The organism is Streptomyces sp. NRRL B-1347 (genome assembly GCF_000720325.1).
Lineage (GTDB): Bacteria > Actinomycetota > Actinomycetes > Streptomycetales > Streptomycetaceae > Streptomyces.
This window is the reverse complement of the sequence record NZ_JOJM01000019.1, coordinates 37,556-51,982: the sequence shown is the minus strand read 5'-3', so window position 1 is coordinate 51,982 and position 14,427 is coordinate 37,556. Positions and strand designations below refer to the sequence as shown.

Annotated in this window: 12 protein-coding genes and 1 riboswitch; of the genes, 8 read left to right on the top strand and 4 right to left on the bottom strand. The window is 72.5% G+C overall.

The window, feature by feature from the left end:
* Positions 1–44 precede the first annotated feature (44 nt).
* Positions 45–123: riboswitch (cobalamin riboswitch) on the bottom strand.
* Between the two features lie 113 nt (positions 124–236).
* The 3 genes from IG74_RS52765 to IG74_RS0118165 are packed head-to-tail and all read left to right on the top strand — an operon-like array spanning position 237 to position 3,993.
* On the top strand, positions 237–1,769 hold the full coding sequence (locus IG74_RS52765) for a hypothetical protein (protein WP_234334365.1): 1,533 nt from the start codon (positions 237–239) through the stop codon (positions 1,767–1,769).
* Positions 1,766–2,428 (top strand): precorrin-8X methylmutase, encoded by a 663-nt coding sequence (locus IG74_RS0118170; protein WP_107058962.1) that lies wholly within the window; start codon positions 1,766–1,768, stop codon positions 2,426–2,428. The genes IG74_RS52765 and IG74_RS0118170 overlap by 4 nt, the downstream gene beginning before the upstream one ends.
* On the top strand, positions 2,425–3,993 hold the full coding sequence (locus tag IG74_RS0118165) for a precorrin-2 C(20)-methyltransferase (protein WP_030677741.1): 1,569 nt from the start codon (positions 2,425–2,427) through the stop codon (positions 3,991–3,993). The genes IG74_RS0118170 and IG74_RS0118165 overlap by 4 nt, the downstream gene beginning before the upstream one ends.
* 15 nt (positions 3,994–4,008) lie before the next feature.
* On the opposite strand, the gene IG74_RS0118160 is transcribed toward IG74_RS0118165, so the two are convergent.
* Positions 4,009–4,758: a cobalt-precorrin-6A reductase gene (locus tag IG74_RS0118160; RefSeq protein ID WP_030677739.1), complete on the bottom strand. Its 750-nt coding sequence runs from the start codon at positions 4,756–4,758 to the stop codon at positions 4,009–4,011.
* A 30-nt stretch (positions 4,759–4,788) separates the two neighbouring features.
* Here IG74_RS0118160 and IG74_RS0118155 point away from each other — a divergent pair, with 30 nt between their 5' ends.
* Entirely contained in the window at positions 4,789–5,916 is a 1,128-nt protein-coding gene (locus IG74_RS0118155) for a cobalt-precorrin-5B (C(1))-methyltransferase (RefSeq protein ID WP_030677736.1), read from the top strand.
* Positions 5,917–5,994: 78 nt separating this feature from the next.
* Here the strand turns inward: IG74_RS0118155 and cobM are convergent, their stop codons facing one another.
* Positions 5,995–6,744, bottom strand: a complete 750-nt coding sequence (gene cobM / locus IG74_RS0118150) for a precorrin-4 C(11)-methyltransferase (protein WP_030677733.1) — start codon at positions 6,742–6,744, stop codon at positions 5,995–5,997.
* Positions 6,741–8,027 carry a bifunctional cobalt-precorrin-7 (C(5))-methyltransferase/cobalt-precorrin-6B (C(15))-methyltransferase gene (locus IG74_RS0118145; RefSeq protein ID WP_030677730.1) on the bottom strand — a complete coding sequence of 429 codons (1,287 nt, stop codon included), beginning with the start codon at positions 8,025–8,027 and terminating at the stop codon, positions 6,741–6,743. The genes cobM and IG74_RS0118145 overlap by 4 nt, the downstream gene beginning before the upstream one ends.
* Before the next feature lie 53 nt (positions 8,028–8,080).
* Between IG74_RS0118145 and IG74_RS0118140 the strand changes: the two genes are divergently transcribed.
* Positions 8,081–9,601, top strand: coding sequence for a recombinase family protein (locus IG74_RS0118140; protein WP_267885571.1), 1,521 nt, complete (start codon positions 8,081–8,083; stop codon positions 9,599–9,601).
* Between the two features lie 857 nt (positions 9,602–10,458).
* A complete protein-coding gene (locus IG74_RS0118135) occupies positions 10,459–10,824 on the top strand; it encodes an HNH endonuclease (protein WP_030677724.1) in 366 nt (121 codons plus the stop codon).
* 42 nt (positions 10,825–10,866) lie between these two features.
* Here IG74_RS0118135 and IG74_RS0118130 read toward each other — a convergent pair whose 3' ends face one another.
* A complete protein-coding gene (locus IG74_RS0118130) occupies positions 10,867–11,421 on the bottom strand; it encodes a hypothetical protein (protein WP_030677719.1) in 555 nt (184 codons plus the stop codon).
* A gap of 836 nt (positions 11,422–12,257) precedes the next feature.
* Between IG74_RS0118130 and IG74_RS0118125 the strand changes: the two genes are divergently transcribed.
* Positions 12,258–12,737, top strand: coding sequence for a P27 family phage terminase small subunit (locus IG74_RS0118125; RefSeq protein ID WP_030677716.1), 480 nt, complete (start codon positions 12,258–12,260; stop codon positions 12,735–12,737).
* On the top strand, positions 12,715–14,415 hold the full coding sequence (locus IG74_RS0118120; RefSeq protein WP_030677713.1) for a terminase large subunit: 1,701 nt from the start codon (positions 12,715–12,717) through the stop codon (positions 14,413–14,415). The genes IG74_RS0118125 and IG74_RS0118120 overlap by 23 nt, the downstream gene beginning before the upstream one ends.
* Positions 14,416–14,427 lie beyond the last annotated feature (12 nt).

The following is a 14,427-nucleotide window of genomic DNA, read 5'->3' as shown; positions in this document are numbered from 1 at the left end:
TGTGGGTCTCTCCTGCCCGGCCGGAGCCGGGCGTGCGGAGAAGGGAGTTCCTGGCTCGCCCGGCCCCTCACGGGGTCGGGCTCACAGTGGCGGGACCGCGCCGGAATCGCACCGGGCTTCCTCCCCTGTCGCCGTCATGGCGATGGCGGATCGGGTGATCCACTGTGGAGCATAGTAAGCGGCGGCGGTTTGAGGCAGGGCGTTCCCGCAGTGTGATGGTCGGTATGCTCGCCGCCATGTCCACGGCTCCCCTCCGCCCGTCCCCGCAGGCCACAGCGGCCCCACGGGACCGCGGCGACGCCTGCCCCGGCAGTCTGCGGCTGCACGCGGCGGACGACGGGGCGCTGGCGCGCGTGCGGCTTCCCGGCGGCGTGCTGACCGTCCGGCAGGCCGAGGCGCTCGCCGCGGCGGCCCGGGACCTGGGCGACGGCGACCTGCATCTGACCTCGCGCGGCAACGTCCAGCTGCGGGGTCTCGCGGACGGCTGTGGCGCGGATCTCGCCGCGCTGCTCGACGCCGCGGGCCTGCTGCCGTCGCCGGGGCACGAGCGGGTCCGCAACGTCGTCGCCTCACCGCTGTCCGGCCTCGACGGCCGGGGCGCCCGCGACGTCAGGCCCTGGCTCACCGCCCTCGACGCGGCGCTGTGCGCGAGCGCGGCGGCGCGGGCCCTCTCGGGCCGGTTCCTGTTCGCGCTCGACGACGGGCGCGGGGACGTGGCGGGGCTCGACGCGGACGTGACCGTACGGGCGGCCGCGGACGGCCGGGCCGTGCTCGGTCTCGGCGCGGCGGGCGCGGCCTTGTCGGTCGCCGCGGCGGACGCGCCCCGAGCGGCGCTCGTGGCGGCTGAAGCGTTTCTGCACGAGGTCAGGGAGAGCGGTACGAAGGCCTGGCGGATCAGCGAACTGCCGCTGCCTCCCGGCGCGTTGACGGCCGAGGTGCGGCGGCGCCTGGCGACCGAGGGCATCACGGCCGAGCCGACGGAGCCCGCGGAGCCCGCCGGGGCTGCCGGGGCTGCGCGGACTGCTGGGGCTGCCGGGGCTGCCGGGATTGTCCGGACCGCCGGGGCCACCGGGACCTCCGGGACTGCCGGGGCTGCTGGGACTGTCCGGACCGCCGGGGCTGTCGGGACCACCGGGGCTGCTGGGGCTGCTGGGGCTGCGCGGACTGCCGGGCCCTCCGGGGCCGCCGGAACTGCCCGGACCGCCGGGGCTGCCGCGACCGCGGGCTCACGCCCCGCCGGGCCGCCGCCCGGAGTTGTCGGTTCCGCCCTGTCCGTGCACATCCCCCTCGGCCGCCTCTCCGGCCTCCAGTGGCGGGAGTTGACGCACGTCGCCGCCGCCGCGGGACCCGGTGAGCTGCGCCTGACCCCCTGGCGCGGCGCCGTCGTGCCCGCCCCGGGGCTCGGCGCGGCGGACGCCGCCGCCGCGCTCGCCCGGCTCTCCGCCACCGGCCTCGTCACCGAGCCGGGCTCGCCCTGGCTGCGCGTCGGCGCCTGCGCGGGCCGTCCCGGCTGTGCCAAGTCCCGTGCCGACGTACGGGCGGACGCGGCCCGCGCCCTCGCCGCCGCCGGGACGGCGGCACTGCCGCTGTACTGGTCCGGCTGCGAGCGGCGCTGCGGCCACCCGCGGGGCGACCGGATCGACGTGGTCGCCGCGCCGGACGGCGGCTACGACCTCTCCGCCGTGACCGGCGGACACCCAGCACCCGGCGCCCGGATCGCCGACCCCGCCCACCTCGCCACCGCCCTGGCGGCGTTTCCCCCCGCATGACGACCGAGAGCAGCGAGAACAAGACCGTGACCACGTACGACTACGAGAAGGACGGCGCGGCCATCTACCGCCAGTCCTTCGCCACCATCCGCGCGGAGGCCGACCTCGCGGCCCTGCCCGCCGACGTCAGCCAGGTCGCGGTCCGGATGATCCACGCCTGCGGGATGGTCGACCTCGTACGGGACCTCGCGCACACGCCCGGCGTGGTGGCCCGCGCCCGGGAGGCGCTGCGCGCCGGGGCGCCGATCTTCTGCGACGTCCAGATGGTGGCGAGCGGCGTCACGCGCAAGCGGCTGCCCGCCGCCAACGACGTGCTGTGCACGCTCTCCGACCCGGCCGTGCCGGAGCTCGCGGCGAAGCTCGGCACGACGCGCAGCGCGGCCGCCCTGGAGCTGTGGCGCGACCGCCTCGAAGGCTCCGTGGTGGCCGTCGGCAACGCGCCCACGGCCCTGTTCCGGCTCCTGGAGATGATCGAGGAGGGCGCCCCGCGCCCCGCCGCCGTCATCGGCGTCCCGGTCGGCTTCATCGGCGCGGCCGAGTCCAAGGACGCGCTCGCCGCGCACCCTTCGGGCCTGGAGCACCTGGTCGTGCGCGGCCGTCGCGGAGGCAGCGCCATGGCCGCCGCCGCGCTCAACGCGATCGCGAGTGAGGAAGAGTGAACGGCAAGCTGTACGGCGTCGGGCTCGGACCCGGCGACCCGTCCCTGATGACGCTGCGGGCCGTCGAGGTCATCGCCGAGGCCGACGTGGTGGCGTACCACAGCGCCCGGCACGGCCGGTCCATCGCGCGCTCGATCGCGGCGAAGCACCTGCGCGCCGACCACGTCGAGGAGCCGCTGGTCTACCCGGTCACCACGGAGACCACCGACCACCCGGGCGGCTACCAGGGCGCCATGGAGGAGTTCTACGCCGAGTCGGCGGCCCGGCTCGCCGCGCACCTGGACGCGGGGCGCACCGTCGCGGTCCTCGCCGAGGGCGACCCGCTCTTCTACGGCTCCTACATGCACATGCACAAGCGGCTCGCCGACCGCTACGACACCGAGGTCATCCCCGGCGTCACGTCGGTGTCCGCCGCCGCGGCCCGGCTCGGCACGCCGCTCGCGGAGGGCGAGGAGGTCCTGACCATCCTGCCGGGCACCCTGCCCGAGGAGGAGCTGACCGCCCGGCTCGCCGCGACCGACGCGGCCGTGGTGATGAAGCTGGGCCGCACCTTCCCCAAGGTGCGGCGCGCCCTGCGGAGCGCGGAGCGCCTGGACGGGGCCCGGTACGTCGAGCGGGCCACCATGGCCGGGGAGCGCCTGGCCGACCTCGCGGACGTGACCGAGGACTCGGTGCCGTACTTCTCGGTGGCGGTGCTTCCGAGCCGGGTGGCCGCGCTGCCGGTGCCGGGGCAGCCGGGGCCGACGGACCCGACGGGCTCAACCGCTCGCGCGGAAGCGGAGGTTACGGGTCCTGATCCGGCTCCGGCTCCGGCTCGTGGCGAGGTCGTCGTCGTGGGCACCGGGCCCGCGGGACCGCTGTGGCTGACGCCCGAGTCGCGCGGCGCGCTCGCCGCCGCCGACGACCTGGTCGGCTACACCACCTACCTGGACCGGGTGCCCGTGCGCCCCGGCCAGCTGCGGCACGGCTCCGACAACCGGGTCGAGGCCGAGCGCGCCGAGTTCGCGCTCCAGCTCGCCCAGCGGGGGCGGCGCGTCGCCGTCGTCTCGGGCGGCGACCCGGGCGTCTTCGCGATGGCCACCGCCGTCCTGGAGGCCGCGTCGGACGCCGCGTACGCGGACGTGCGCGTACGGGTCCTGCCGGGCGTGACCGCCGCCAACGCGGCCGCGGCCCGCGCGGGCGCCCCGCTCGGCCACGACTACGCGACGCTGTCCCTGTCGGACCGGCTCAAGCCGTGGGAGGTCATAGCCGGGCGGCTGCGCGCCGCGGCCTCCGCCGACCTGGTGCTCGCCCTGTACAACCCCGGCTCGCACAGCCGCACCTGGCAGGTGGGCAAGGCCCGCGAGCTGCTCCTGGAGCACCGGGCGCCGGACACCCCGGTCGTGGTCGCCCGGGACGTCGGCGGCTCCGGCGAGCGCGTGCGGATCGTCCGCCTCGCGGACCTGGACCCGACCGAGGTCGACATGCGCACGATCCTGCTGGTCGGCTCCTCGCAGACGCGGGCCGTGCGGCGCGGGGACGGCGAGGAGATCGTCTGGACGCCGCGCCGCTACCCGGAGGCGTAGGCCCTCGGGAGCCGGTCAGCGCCCGCCGATGCGGTCCGTGATCCAGCGGACCGCCGCCGCGGGCTCCGCCACCACCGGCACCCCCTCGGGCACCGGCGGCCTGCGGACCACGACCACGGGCAGCCCGGCCTCGCGGGCGGCCGTCAGCTTCGGCGCGGTGGCGGCTCCGCCGCTGTCCTTGCTGACCACCACGTCGACGCGGTGGCGGCGCAGCAGCTCCCGCTCCCCTTCGAGGGTGAAGGGGCCGCGGTCCAGGAGCACCTCCATGCGGGGCGGGTGCGGTGCCTCGGGCGCGTCCACGGACCGAACCAGGAACCACTGCGCGTCCAGGGCCGCGAACGCCGCGAGGCCCATCCGGCCCGTGGTCAGGAACACCCGGGAGCCGAGCGCGGGCAGCAGCTCGGCGGCCTCCGTCAGGGAGCCCGCCTCGCGCCAGTCGTCGCCCGCCACCGGCACCCAGCCGGGGCGGCGCAGCGCCAGCAGGGGAACATGGGCGTCGGCGGCGGCCCGCGCCGCGTTGAAACTGATGGTCCCGGCGAAGGGGTGGGTGGCGTCGATGAGCGCGTCCACCGCGTGCGCGCGCAGCCACGCGGCCAGGCCCTCGGCCCCGCCGAAGCCGCCCACGCGCACCTCGCCGGGCGGAAGCCGGGGCGCGGCGACGCGTCCGGCCAGGGAGTTTGTCACGCGCAGCCCCGGCGCCTGCTCCGCCAGACGCTCGGCGAGGCGCCGGGCCTCGGTGGTCCCGCCGAGGATGAGGATGTGCACGAAGTCCGGTTCCCTTCAAAAGAGCGAGGCATGAGCAGCGAGGCCAAGGGCGGCCGCGGCGCCCAACTCAAGCACACCGGTCTGCGGCCCGGCTGGACCACCGGTTCCTGTGCGACGGCGGCCACGACGGCCGCGTACACCGCGCTCCTGACCGGCGCGTTCCCCGACCCGGTGACGATCACGCTGCCCAAGGGGCAGACGCCGTCCTTCGCGCTCGCGGCCGAGGAGCTCGGGGAGGGGCGCGCGATGGCGGGGGTCGTGAAGGACGCGGGCGACGACCCGGACGTCACGCACGGCGCGCTCGTCCGGGCCACCGTGCGGCGGCTGCCCGCCGGGAGCGGGGTCGTCTTCAGGGCGGGCCCCGGCGTGGGCACGGTCACGCGCCCCGGGCTTCCCCTGCCCGTCGGCGAACCGGCCGTGAACCCGGTGCCCCGGCAGATGATGCGGGACCACGTGGCGCGGGTCGCGGCGGCGCACGGCGGCAGCGGCGACGTCGAGATCACCGTCTCCGTCGACCACGGCGAGGAGATCGCCCGCTCCACCTGGAACCCGCGGCTCGGCATCCTCGGCGGCCTGTCCATCCTCGGCACCACCGGCATCGTCGTGCCGTACTCCTGCTCGGCGTGGATCGACTCCATCCGGCGGGGCGTGGACGTGGCGCGGGCGGCCGGGCGCACGCACGTCGCCGGGTGCACCGGGTCGACGTCGGAGCGTACGGTCGTCGCCGAGTACGACCTGCCCGAGGACGCCCTGCTCGACATGGGCGATTTCGCGGGCGCCGTCCTGAAGTACGTCCGCCGTCACCCGGTGGAACGGCTGACCGTCTGCGGCGGCTTCGCGAAGCTCTCCAAGCTCGCCGCCGGACACCTCGACCTGCACTCCGCCCGCTCCCAGGTCGACAAGGGCTTCCTCGCCGCCCTGGCCCGCCGCGGCGGCGCGGACGAGGCCCTCGCCGCACAGGTGGCGGAAGCCAACACCGGGCTCGCCGCGCTCCAGCTGTGCGCGGCGGCCGGGGTCCCCCTCGGCGACCTGGTGGCCGTGGAGGCCCGCGACCAGGCCCTGGCGGTGCTGCGCGGGGCGCCGGTGACGGTGGACGTCATCTGCATCGACCGAGCGGGCACGGTGGTGGGAAGGTCGGGCCCAGCCGAAGCACCCTAAGGGGCGCGGGGAACTGCGCGACAAGCCACGACGAACCCGCAGACGCCAGACGTCACCACTGGGCACCCCGGCAGGCGCTCAGCAGATGTGCCGGTCGCGCTCCGCGGAGTACAGGTGGCTGTCACGGAACTGCTCGGCCCCGAGCGTCCGCCCCACCATGATCACGGCAGTCCGCACGACCCCCGCGGCCTTCACCTTCCCCGCGATCTCGTCGAGCGTGCCGCGCAGGACCAGCTCCTCGGGGCGCGAGGCGTACGCGACGACGGCGGCGGGGCAGTCGGCGCCGTAGTGCGGCAGCAGCTCCTCGACCACGCGGTCCACGTAACCGGCGGCCAGGTGCAGCACGATCAGCGCGCCGCTGCGGCCGAGCGTCGCCAGGTCCTCGCCCTCGGGCATGGCCGTGGCGCGCTGCGCGATCCGGGTCAGGATCACGGTCTGGCCGACGGTCGGCACGGTCAGCTCCCGCTTCAGGGCCGCGGCCGCCGCGGCGAAGGCGGGCACGCCCGGGACGACCTCGTAGGGCACACCGGCCGCGTCGAGCCGCCGCATCTGCTCGGCGACCGCGCTGAACACCGACGGGTCCCCGGAGTGCAGCCGGGCGACGTCGTGCCCCTCCTCATGGGCGCGGGTCAGCTCGGCGACGATCTCGTCCAGGTTGAGCTGCGCGGTGTCCACCAGGCGGGCGTCCGGCGGGCATTCGGCGAGCAGTTCGCGCGGCACCAGGCTGCCCGCGTACAGACAGACCCGGCAGGCGGCGAGCGTCCGGGCGCCGCGCACCGTGATGAGGTCGGCGGCACCGGGTCCGGCGCCGATGAAGTACACGGTCATAGCTCTGCTCCCGCTGTTCCTGCTGCGTCCACTGCGTGTGCTGCGTCTGCTGTCTTCTGTACGGCCCACTGGGTCACCGGCATGGCCTGGCGCCAGCCGGTGAAGCCGCCGACGGGCACGGCGTGGGCGACGGCGAGCCGCACCAGGTCGCCGCCGTGGCGCCGGTAGGCGTCGGCGAGCAGCGCCTCGGACTCCAGTGTCACGGTGTTGGCGACGAGGCGGCCCCCCACGGGCAGCGCCCGCCAGCAGGCGTCGAGCAGTCCGGGGGCGGTGAGCCCGCCGCCGATGAACACGGCGTCGGGCCGCGGCAGTCCGCCGAGCGCGGCGGGCGCGGCACCCGTGACGACCTTCAGGCCCGGCACGCCGAGCCGGTCGGCGTTGCGGCCGATGCGCCCGGCCCGTACGGGGTCGCGCTCGACGGTGACGGCCCGGCACGACGGATGGGTGCGCAGCCACTCCACGGCGATCGAGCCGGAGCCGCCGCCGACGTCCCACAGGAGTTCGCCGGGGGCGGGCGCGAGCGCGCCGAGCGTGGCGGCGCGGACGTGCCGCTTGGTGAGCTGCCCGTCGCTCTCGTACGCCGCGTCTGGCAGGCCGGGCACCGCGCCGAGCCGCAGGGCGTCCGGGGCGCGGCGGCACTCGACGGCGACGACGTTGAGGGGGTCGCCGGGCGGCAGCGCCCAGGCGTCGGCGGCGGCCGCGTCGGTCATCCGCTCCGCCGGGCCGCCGAGTTGCTCCAGGACCCGCATCCGGCTGGGCCCGAAGCCGCGGTCCCGCAGCAGCGCGGCGACCTCGGCGGGGGTCGCGGCGCCCGCGCTGAGGACGAGCAGCCGGCGCCCGTCGTGCAGGGCCGCGGCGAGCCGTCCGGCCGGGCGCCCCACGAGCGTGACGACCTCGACGTCCTCCACGGGCCAGCCGAGCCGGGCGCAGGCGTACGACACGGAGGAGGGGTGCGGCAGGACGCGCAGCGCGCCGGGCCCCAGCTCCTCGGTGAGGGCGCGGCCGATGCCGTAGAACATCGGGTCGCCGCTCGCGAGGACGGCGATCCTGCGGCCCGCGTGCGCGGCGAGAAGCCCCGGCACCGCGGGGCGCAGCGGCGCGGGCCAGGCGATCCGCTCCCCGCGGCAGTCCGGTGGCAGCAGTGCGAGTTGGCGGGGGCCGCCGATCAGCACGTCCGCCGCGCGCAGCTCGTCCCTGGCCGCGTCCGGCACTCCTGCCCAGCCGTCGGCACCGAGCCCTACGACGGTGACGGGGGCGGGCGGGGCGGGACGGGGGCGGGTCACTGAGCGGTACCTCGGCACTCGGGGGCAACGGAGGCGCACTCTTTGACGCCCTGGTGTTCTGGCGCTTCGACCGCGCCATCCGGGACATGGGCGACATGCACGAGCTTGCCAAGTGGGCCCGCGAACACCGCAAGCTCATCGTGTTCGCCGAGGGCATCGGCGGGGGCCGTCTGACGTTCGACTTCCGCAACCCCATGGACCCCATGAGCGAACTCATGATGCTCATGCTGGCCTTTGCCGCTCAGGTCGAGTCGCAGAGCATCAAGGACCGCGTCACCGGGGCACAGGCAGCCATGCGGAAGATGCCGCTTCGCTGGCGGGGCGGCGGCAAGCCCGCATACGGCTACCTGCCCGCCGAGATGCCCGCCGAGCACGGCGGAATCGGCTGGACCCTCGTACCCGACCCGGACGCGGTGAAGATCATTGAGCGGATCATTGCCGAGCTGATGGACGGCCGAGGACTGCACACCATCGCGCGCGCCCTCAACGCGGATGGCGTGCTGTCCCCGTCCGCGCACTGGACTGCCTACCAGGCGCGCACCAAGAAGCGCACCGCCGTGGCCACGGACCAGCCCGTGAAGAAGCCCGCGCAGTGGCGTGCGCAGACCATCGAGAAGATGCTGGCCAACCCCGCGCTCATGGGCTGGAAGATGCACCGCGGCAAGCCCGTGCGCGACGACGCGGGCAACCCCGTCATGGCCACCACATCCCCCATCTTCAGCCGCGAAGAGTTCGACCAGGTTGCCGCACTGCTCACCCCCAAGCCCGTGGCGGAGAAGGCGCCCGAGCGCACCGACTCCACCGCGCTGTTGCTGCGGGTCATCCACTGCAACGGATGCGACGAGCGGATGTACCTGAACCGGTCCAGCGGTACCTACCGGTGCTCGTCGTACAAGTACGGGACACACTGCCCCGCCCCCTGCACAGTGCGGGCTGAGTGGGTCGATGAGTACGTCACCGAACAGTTCCTGAAGGCGGCCGGTCAGGTGCAGATCAACCGCGTCATCGAGATACCGGGCTATGACCCGCAGCCCGAGATAGACGCGACAGCAGCAGAGTTCGCCGAGCACCAGCAGGACAAGGGACGCCAGAAGTCCAAGACCGCGAAGGCCGAGTGGCAGCGTCGCGCAGACGCCCTTGACGCCCGGTTGGCCGAGCTGGAATCCCGAGAGAAGCGCGAGCCTCGCCGAGAGGTGGTCCCCACCGGGCGCACGTACGCCGACGACTGGAACGACGCCGACACGGCGGCACAGCGCGCCATGCTCATAGCCGCGGGAGCACGCCTGATGGTCAAGCCGGGCAGCAAGGGCGGATGGCGACGGCTCGACCCACGCCGCGTCGACTTCACCATCACCGGAGAACTGGACCCCGCCATTGCCGAGCTTGCGACCGTCACCGGGGATGCGGAAGCCGAAGCCCGCAACGACGCGCCCCCGGCTCCGGGCAGCGCGGTACGCCTCGCCGAGCCCGAGCCCGTGCACACCCTCGCCGAGCCCGCCACAAGCACCGTGCGGGTGCACCCCGAGCCCGATCCTGCCCCCGCCGAGCCCGCACGGGCACTGGTAGCCGCGTAGCCGTGCCATAGGCCCGGAACGGTCCCGGCGGTCCCTGCCGACCGTCGGGGCCCTCGGCTGCCCCGGTACAGTCCCTGAGCGGCTAGGTATCCGGTTGTATGCGGTGCAGTACAGCTAGCCGCGAGAGCCCCGGTCGGTCCCCGAGACTGCCCGGGGCTTTCCGCTACCCGCCCCCGGTCCCCTCGCGCGCTCGGGGCAGCTCGACAGCGGGGCGAGGGGTGATGGAGTGACGGTTTACACCACTTTTTTGGAACGCATAGAAAAAATCCAAGAAAAGAGAGCCCGGTACCTCAAACGGCACTCCGCCACCAGTCGACCCCTTGGGCAAGGTCTGCTCCCCACAGAAAGTAGGAGGGCGAAACAGCCCGCTCGCTCGTGCGCAGCGACACCGAGCAAGGTCCGCTCCCCACAGAAAGTAGGAGGGGGGAACGGGCAGGGCGCTCGGGGCGAGTGCCACCCTCCCTCACCAACTTGCCGGGAGCGGGATTACCGCGCACCCGCCCTACAGGGGGACACACGGCGGTCTGAGTGTCCGCTCTCGGCGACAAGCGCTGTTCATGCACCACGCATCCCGCGTTACTCGGGGTGGCCGCGGGGGTCGTGAGACAGCGCGCGGGGGCCGTACCGCCCATCAGTAACCCACTCGTCCGCGAGTGCGCCGAACGGGGTTGGAAGCCCGTACGGCCCCCCACAACGTCCGGACCGGTTCGCCGGCTCGGACGACCATGCCCGCTGACCCAACGGCTAGAGGTGCGCGGTACCGGCCCCCTCGGGGAGACCCGGAAGCAACCCGCAGAGTTCCCCGGTTCGAGTCCGGGGGCGGGCACTCCACGACAACGACGACCAGGCGGTGACCCATGACCCCATGCATTGAGTGCCCCGACACGGCAACTCGCCGCGGACGCTGCGACGTTCACGACGCACAGCACCAAGCGCTTCCCTCGGTTCGTGCCCGACGTGCACGCGGTAGGCGCAGGGCGAGACGCCATGATGCGGCGGCGCGGCTCCGCGCACGGATACAGGAGCGCGGTCACGCCTGGTGTGACTGGTGCCTGCACGACTTCCCCGCGGAAGCGGTGGACGTAGACCATGTGCGGCCCCTCGCGATGGGCGGGACGGACACGGCGGGCAACGTTCAGGTGCTGTGCCGGGGGTGCCACGGGTTGAAGACCGCGACGGAGTTCGGGGCGGCTGGTGCGGGGGTCCTGGCCTCCGGGCGCTGAGCGGTGCGGCCCGGAGGTCAGGTGACGTGTTGGCGGTCAGCCTTACCAGTCGATTCCGGCCTGGGCTCCCTTTTCTGCCGTGTCCGCTGCCACGTTCAGCGCTGCGTTTCGGCCCGTGCCCTCTTCGCTGATTTGCCTGGCTGCCTGGTATGCGGTTTCGGCGGCCAGTGCGCGGGCGGTGTCCTGCTGAGTGTGGTTCGTCATGTCAGAGACAGCCTTGGCCATCCCATTGACCACGCTGGCAGCCTTCCGAGCGTACTCGGCGGCATCAGCGGCAGTTTCCGCGTTGTCGGCGTCCCCGGCGGCTGTGCCAGCGACCTCTGAAAGCTGGTCAAGCTCATTGATGAGGTGTTCCTCTTCGTGGCTGCCATCCTTGATGCTGTACGCCCGCTCAAGGTACTTGGAGCCGCGCGCGGCAGCGCTGTTGGCTCGGTCGGCATGGCAGCCCTTTGCGACGGCGTCGTTGACTGCTCCCTGTGCTTCCTGTTCCGCGGTGCACAGCTCCGGGGGCGCTGCTGCTGCCGGACTTGCCGTGACTGCTGTGGTGGCACCTGCCAGCAAGAGCGTGGCGATGGCGAGGGCGAGACGACGCTTCAAGTTCTTCCTCCTTGCCCGGGGCCGCATGCCGTGCCGAGTGAACACGAGGGGAAACACGCGGTCCGACGGAACTCACGATCGCACCCGCACCCCAGAGGTGCGGAGGCGCACATTCCAGTAAGTGAGGCAAAGGGGAATACGGCTTTCTGCGAACGCTTCCGCTTCACTCCTACGGGGCCTTGACTCCATTGCTTGCTACACAAATAGCGGATTACCGATTTCCGGAACGGTACGGGAGCTGAAGAGGTGCGGTGCAGGCGTACGCCCTGCCCTGGTAAGCGCCCGGTTGCTCCCGGGCGGCAGTGGCGATCGAGTCCACCTGCCCCGCAAACCCCACCCCTCGGGAGGTGATCCCCCGTGCCCCGTAAGCCCCGTACCCCCTGCACGATCCCCGGGTGTCCCGAGCTGACGAGCGGGGGACGCTGCCCGAAGCACGAGCGTGAGGCACAGCAACAGCGAGGCACGACAGCCGAGCGGGGCTATGACACCCGCTGGCAGAGCGTCCGGCGCCGCTACTTGTACGCGCATCCGTGGTGCGTGCTGTGCTCGCGCATCGCGACCGTGGCGGATCACTTCCCGGAGTCGCGTCGGTCGCTGGTGGCTCGTGGTGTCGCCGATCCGGACGCGTGGTCGCGTCTGCGTCCGCTGTGCACGTCGTGCCACAACCGTGAGACCGCGAAGCATCAGCCGGGCGGTTGGGCTGCCGAGCGCGTCCAGCCTCGCCGGTCCTGACTCGGCGACCAGGGGGGTACTCCCCGACCGCTCCGCTGCCAGATCGGCAGGGAGGCAAAAAACTCGCATGGCTCATTTGAGCGTTCCTATGGAGGTGATGAGCCGTGGCCGTTCCGGGCCAGAAACCGAAGCCGCACATTCAGGCTGTCCGTGAGGGAACGTTCCGCCCCGACCGGAATTCCGAGGGGGCGCGGTTCGCCCCCGAGATCCCCACCGAGCCGGATTGGTCCGAGCTACTGCCGGGCGACTCCGCCGAGGACGTGCGGGACAAGGCCGCTGACGTGTGGGCACGGACGATTCCCGCCCTGGTGGTGTCGGCAGGCTTGACCGACCCACAGCGGGAAACCGCTATTGAGTATTGCGTGACAGTTGCTCGCCTTTGGCAGGCAGAGCGGGAGCTATCTCGGACCGGCCTGGTTGTCGAGACGGAGCGCGGGAACGTCAAGAGTCCATGGGTGACGATTGCCCACCAGTACCGGAGTCACTTCCGCTCGCTGGTTGGCGAGTTGGGGCTTAGCCCCGCGTCTGCAACCCGGGTCACCCCGCCTGAGAGCGGGGACGATGATGGAGACATATTCGACTGACGATCTGCCCGTACCGCCGGACGCGCTGTACGAACTCGGGCTTACCCAGGACGAGATAGCCGACGCGGCCGAGTCCCGTCCGCTCGTCCTCGCCCACCAGGCGTCGAAGCGTGAGGGTGCCTATTTCGATGTGCCCGCCGCTCGCCGAGCCATTGCAGCTATCGAGTCCATGCGGCACACGAAAGGCCGTTGGGGCGGGACTGCGCTCAAGCTCGCGCCGTGGCAAAAGGTGTGGATCATCGCACCCATCTTCGGGTGGCTGTGGCATGACCCGGAGTTGGGCCGTGCCGTGCGGGTGGCTCGTACGGTGTGGATTGAGGTTCCCCGTAAGGCGGGCAAGTCCACGCTCTCCAGCGGTATCGGCCTGGTGTTGTTGCTCGCAGACCGCGAGATTGGCGCCGAGGTGTACGCGGCTGCTGGCTCGCTTCCGCAGGCCGAACGCGTCTTTGATGACGCTAAGCGTATGGCGCTCACCAGTAGGGCCGTACGGGGCCGCGTGGAGGTTCTGCGGGGGCTCATCCGAGTGCCGAGGACTGGTGGCGTGTTCCGCGCGCTGTCCAAGATTGCTGAAACCGCACACGGGTTGAACGTCAGCGGCGCGATTGTGGATGAGGTCCACGTACACAAGCGCCGGGACCTTATCGACGCTATCGAGACTGGCACCGGAGCCCGTGACCAACCCCTAGTCGTGTTCATTACGACTGCCGACGAGGGGCAAGAGGGCAGCATCTACGACGAGAAGCACACGTACACGCGCCGCTGTGCGGACGGGATCGTTGATGACCCCGCGCATTACGGCGTGATTTGGGCGGCCGAGGAATCGGACGACCCTTTCGCCGAGTCCACGTGGCGTAAGGCGAATCCGGGGCTCGGAGTGTCGCCCTCGCTTGCGTACATGCGGCGCGAGGCGGCAAAGGCCAAGTCCACGCCTTCCTACTTCCCTACGTTCTGCCGCTTGTCTCTGAACAGGCGAATGCGCTCGTCCTCGCGGTGGCTGACGCTTCCGCTGTGGGACGAGAACAACGGCACGGTGGACGAGAAGCGGTTCCGGTACCGGCGCGCGTGGGGCGGGGTGGACCTCTCCGCGGTCTCGGACCTTTCCGCGTGGGTCATTGCGGTTGAATCCCGGGTGCCCGGTGTCGAGTTGGAACTGATCTCGCGGTTCTGGCTGCCGGAAGAACGGGTGGACGAGCTAGAGCAACAGCTACAGGTGCCGCTTAGGCAATGGGCTCGGGATGGTCTGCTGACGCTGACCGAGGGCGACGCCATCGACTATGACGCCATCGAGCGGCAGATAGTGGCGGACTGTCGTCGGCTGGACGTGCAGCGGATTTCGTACGACCGGATGTTTGCCGGGCAGCTAGTCCAGCGAATCGACGCCAAAACCAGGGGCGTTGATGTGGTTCCGGTCGCGCAGACCTATCTAGGGATGAGCCCGGGGAGCAAGGAACTTGAACGGTTGCTACGCGAGGGCCGGATACGCCACGGCGGCAATCCGGTGTTGCGGTGGCATGCCTCTGTCGTGGAGGTCTACCGGGACGGCAACGACAACATGCGCCCGGTGAAACCGGACCGGGACAAGTCGTCCGCTCGTATCGACGGGATAGCCGCTGCTGTGATGGCGCTTGACGGATACGTGCGCCGCCCGCTGAAACGTGCTCGCGCTGCGAGTGCTTAGACCGCCCCGTTC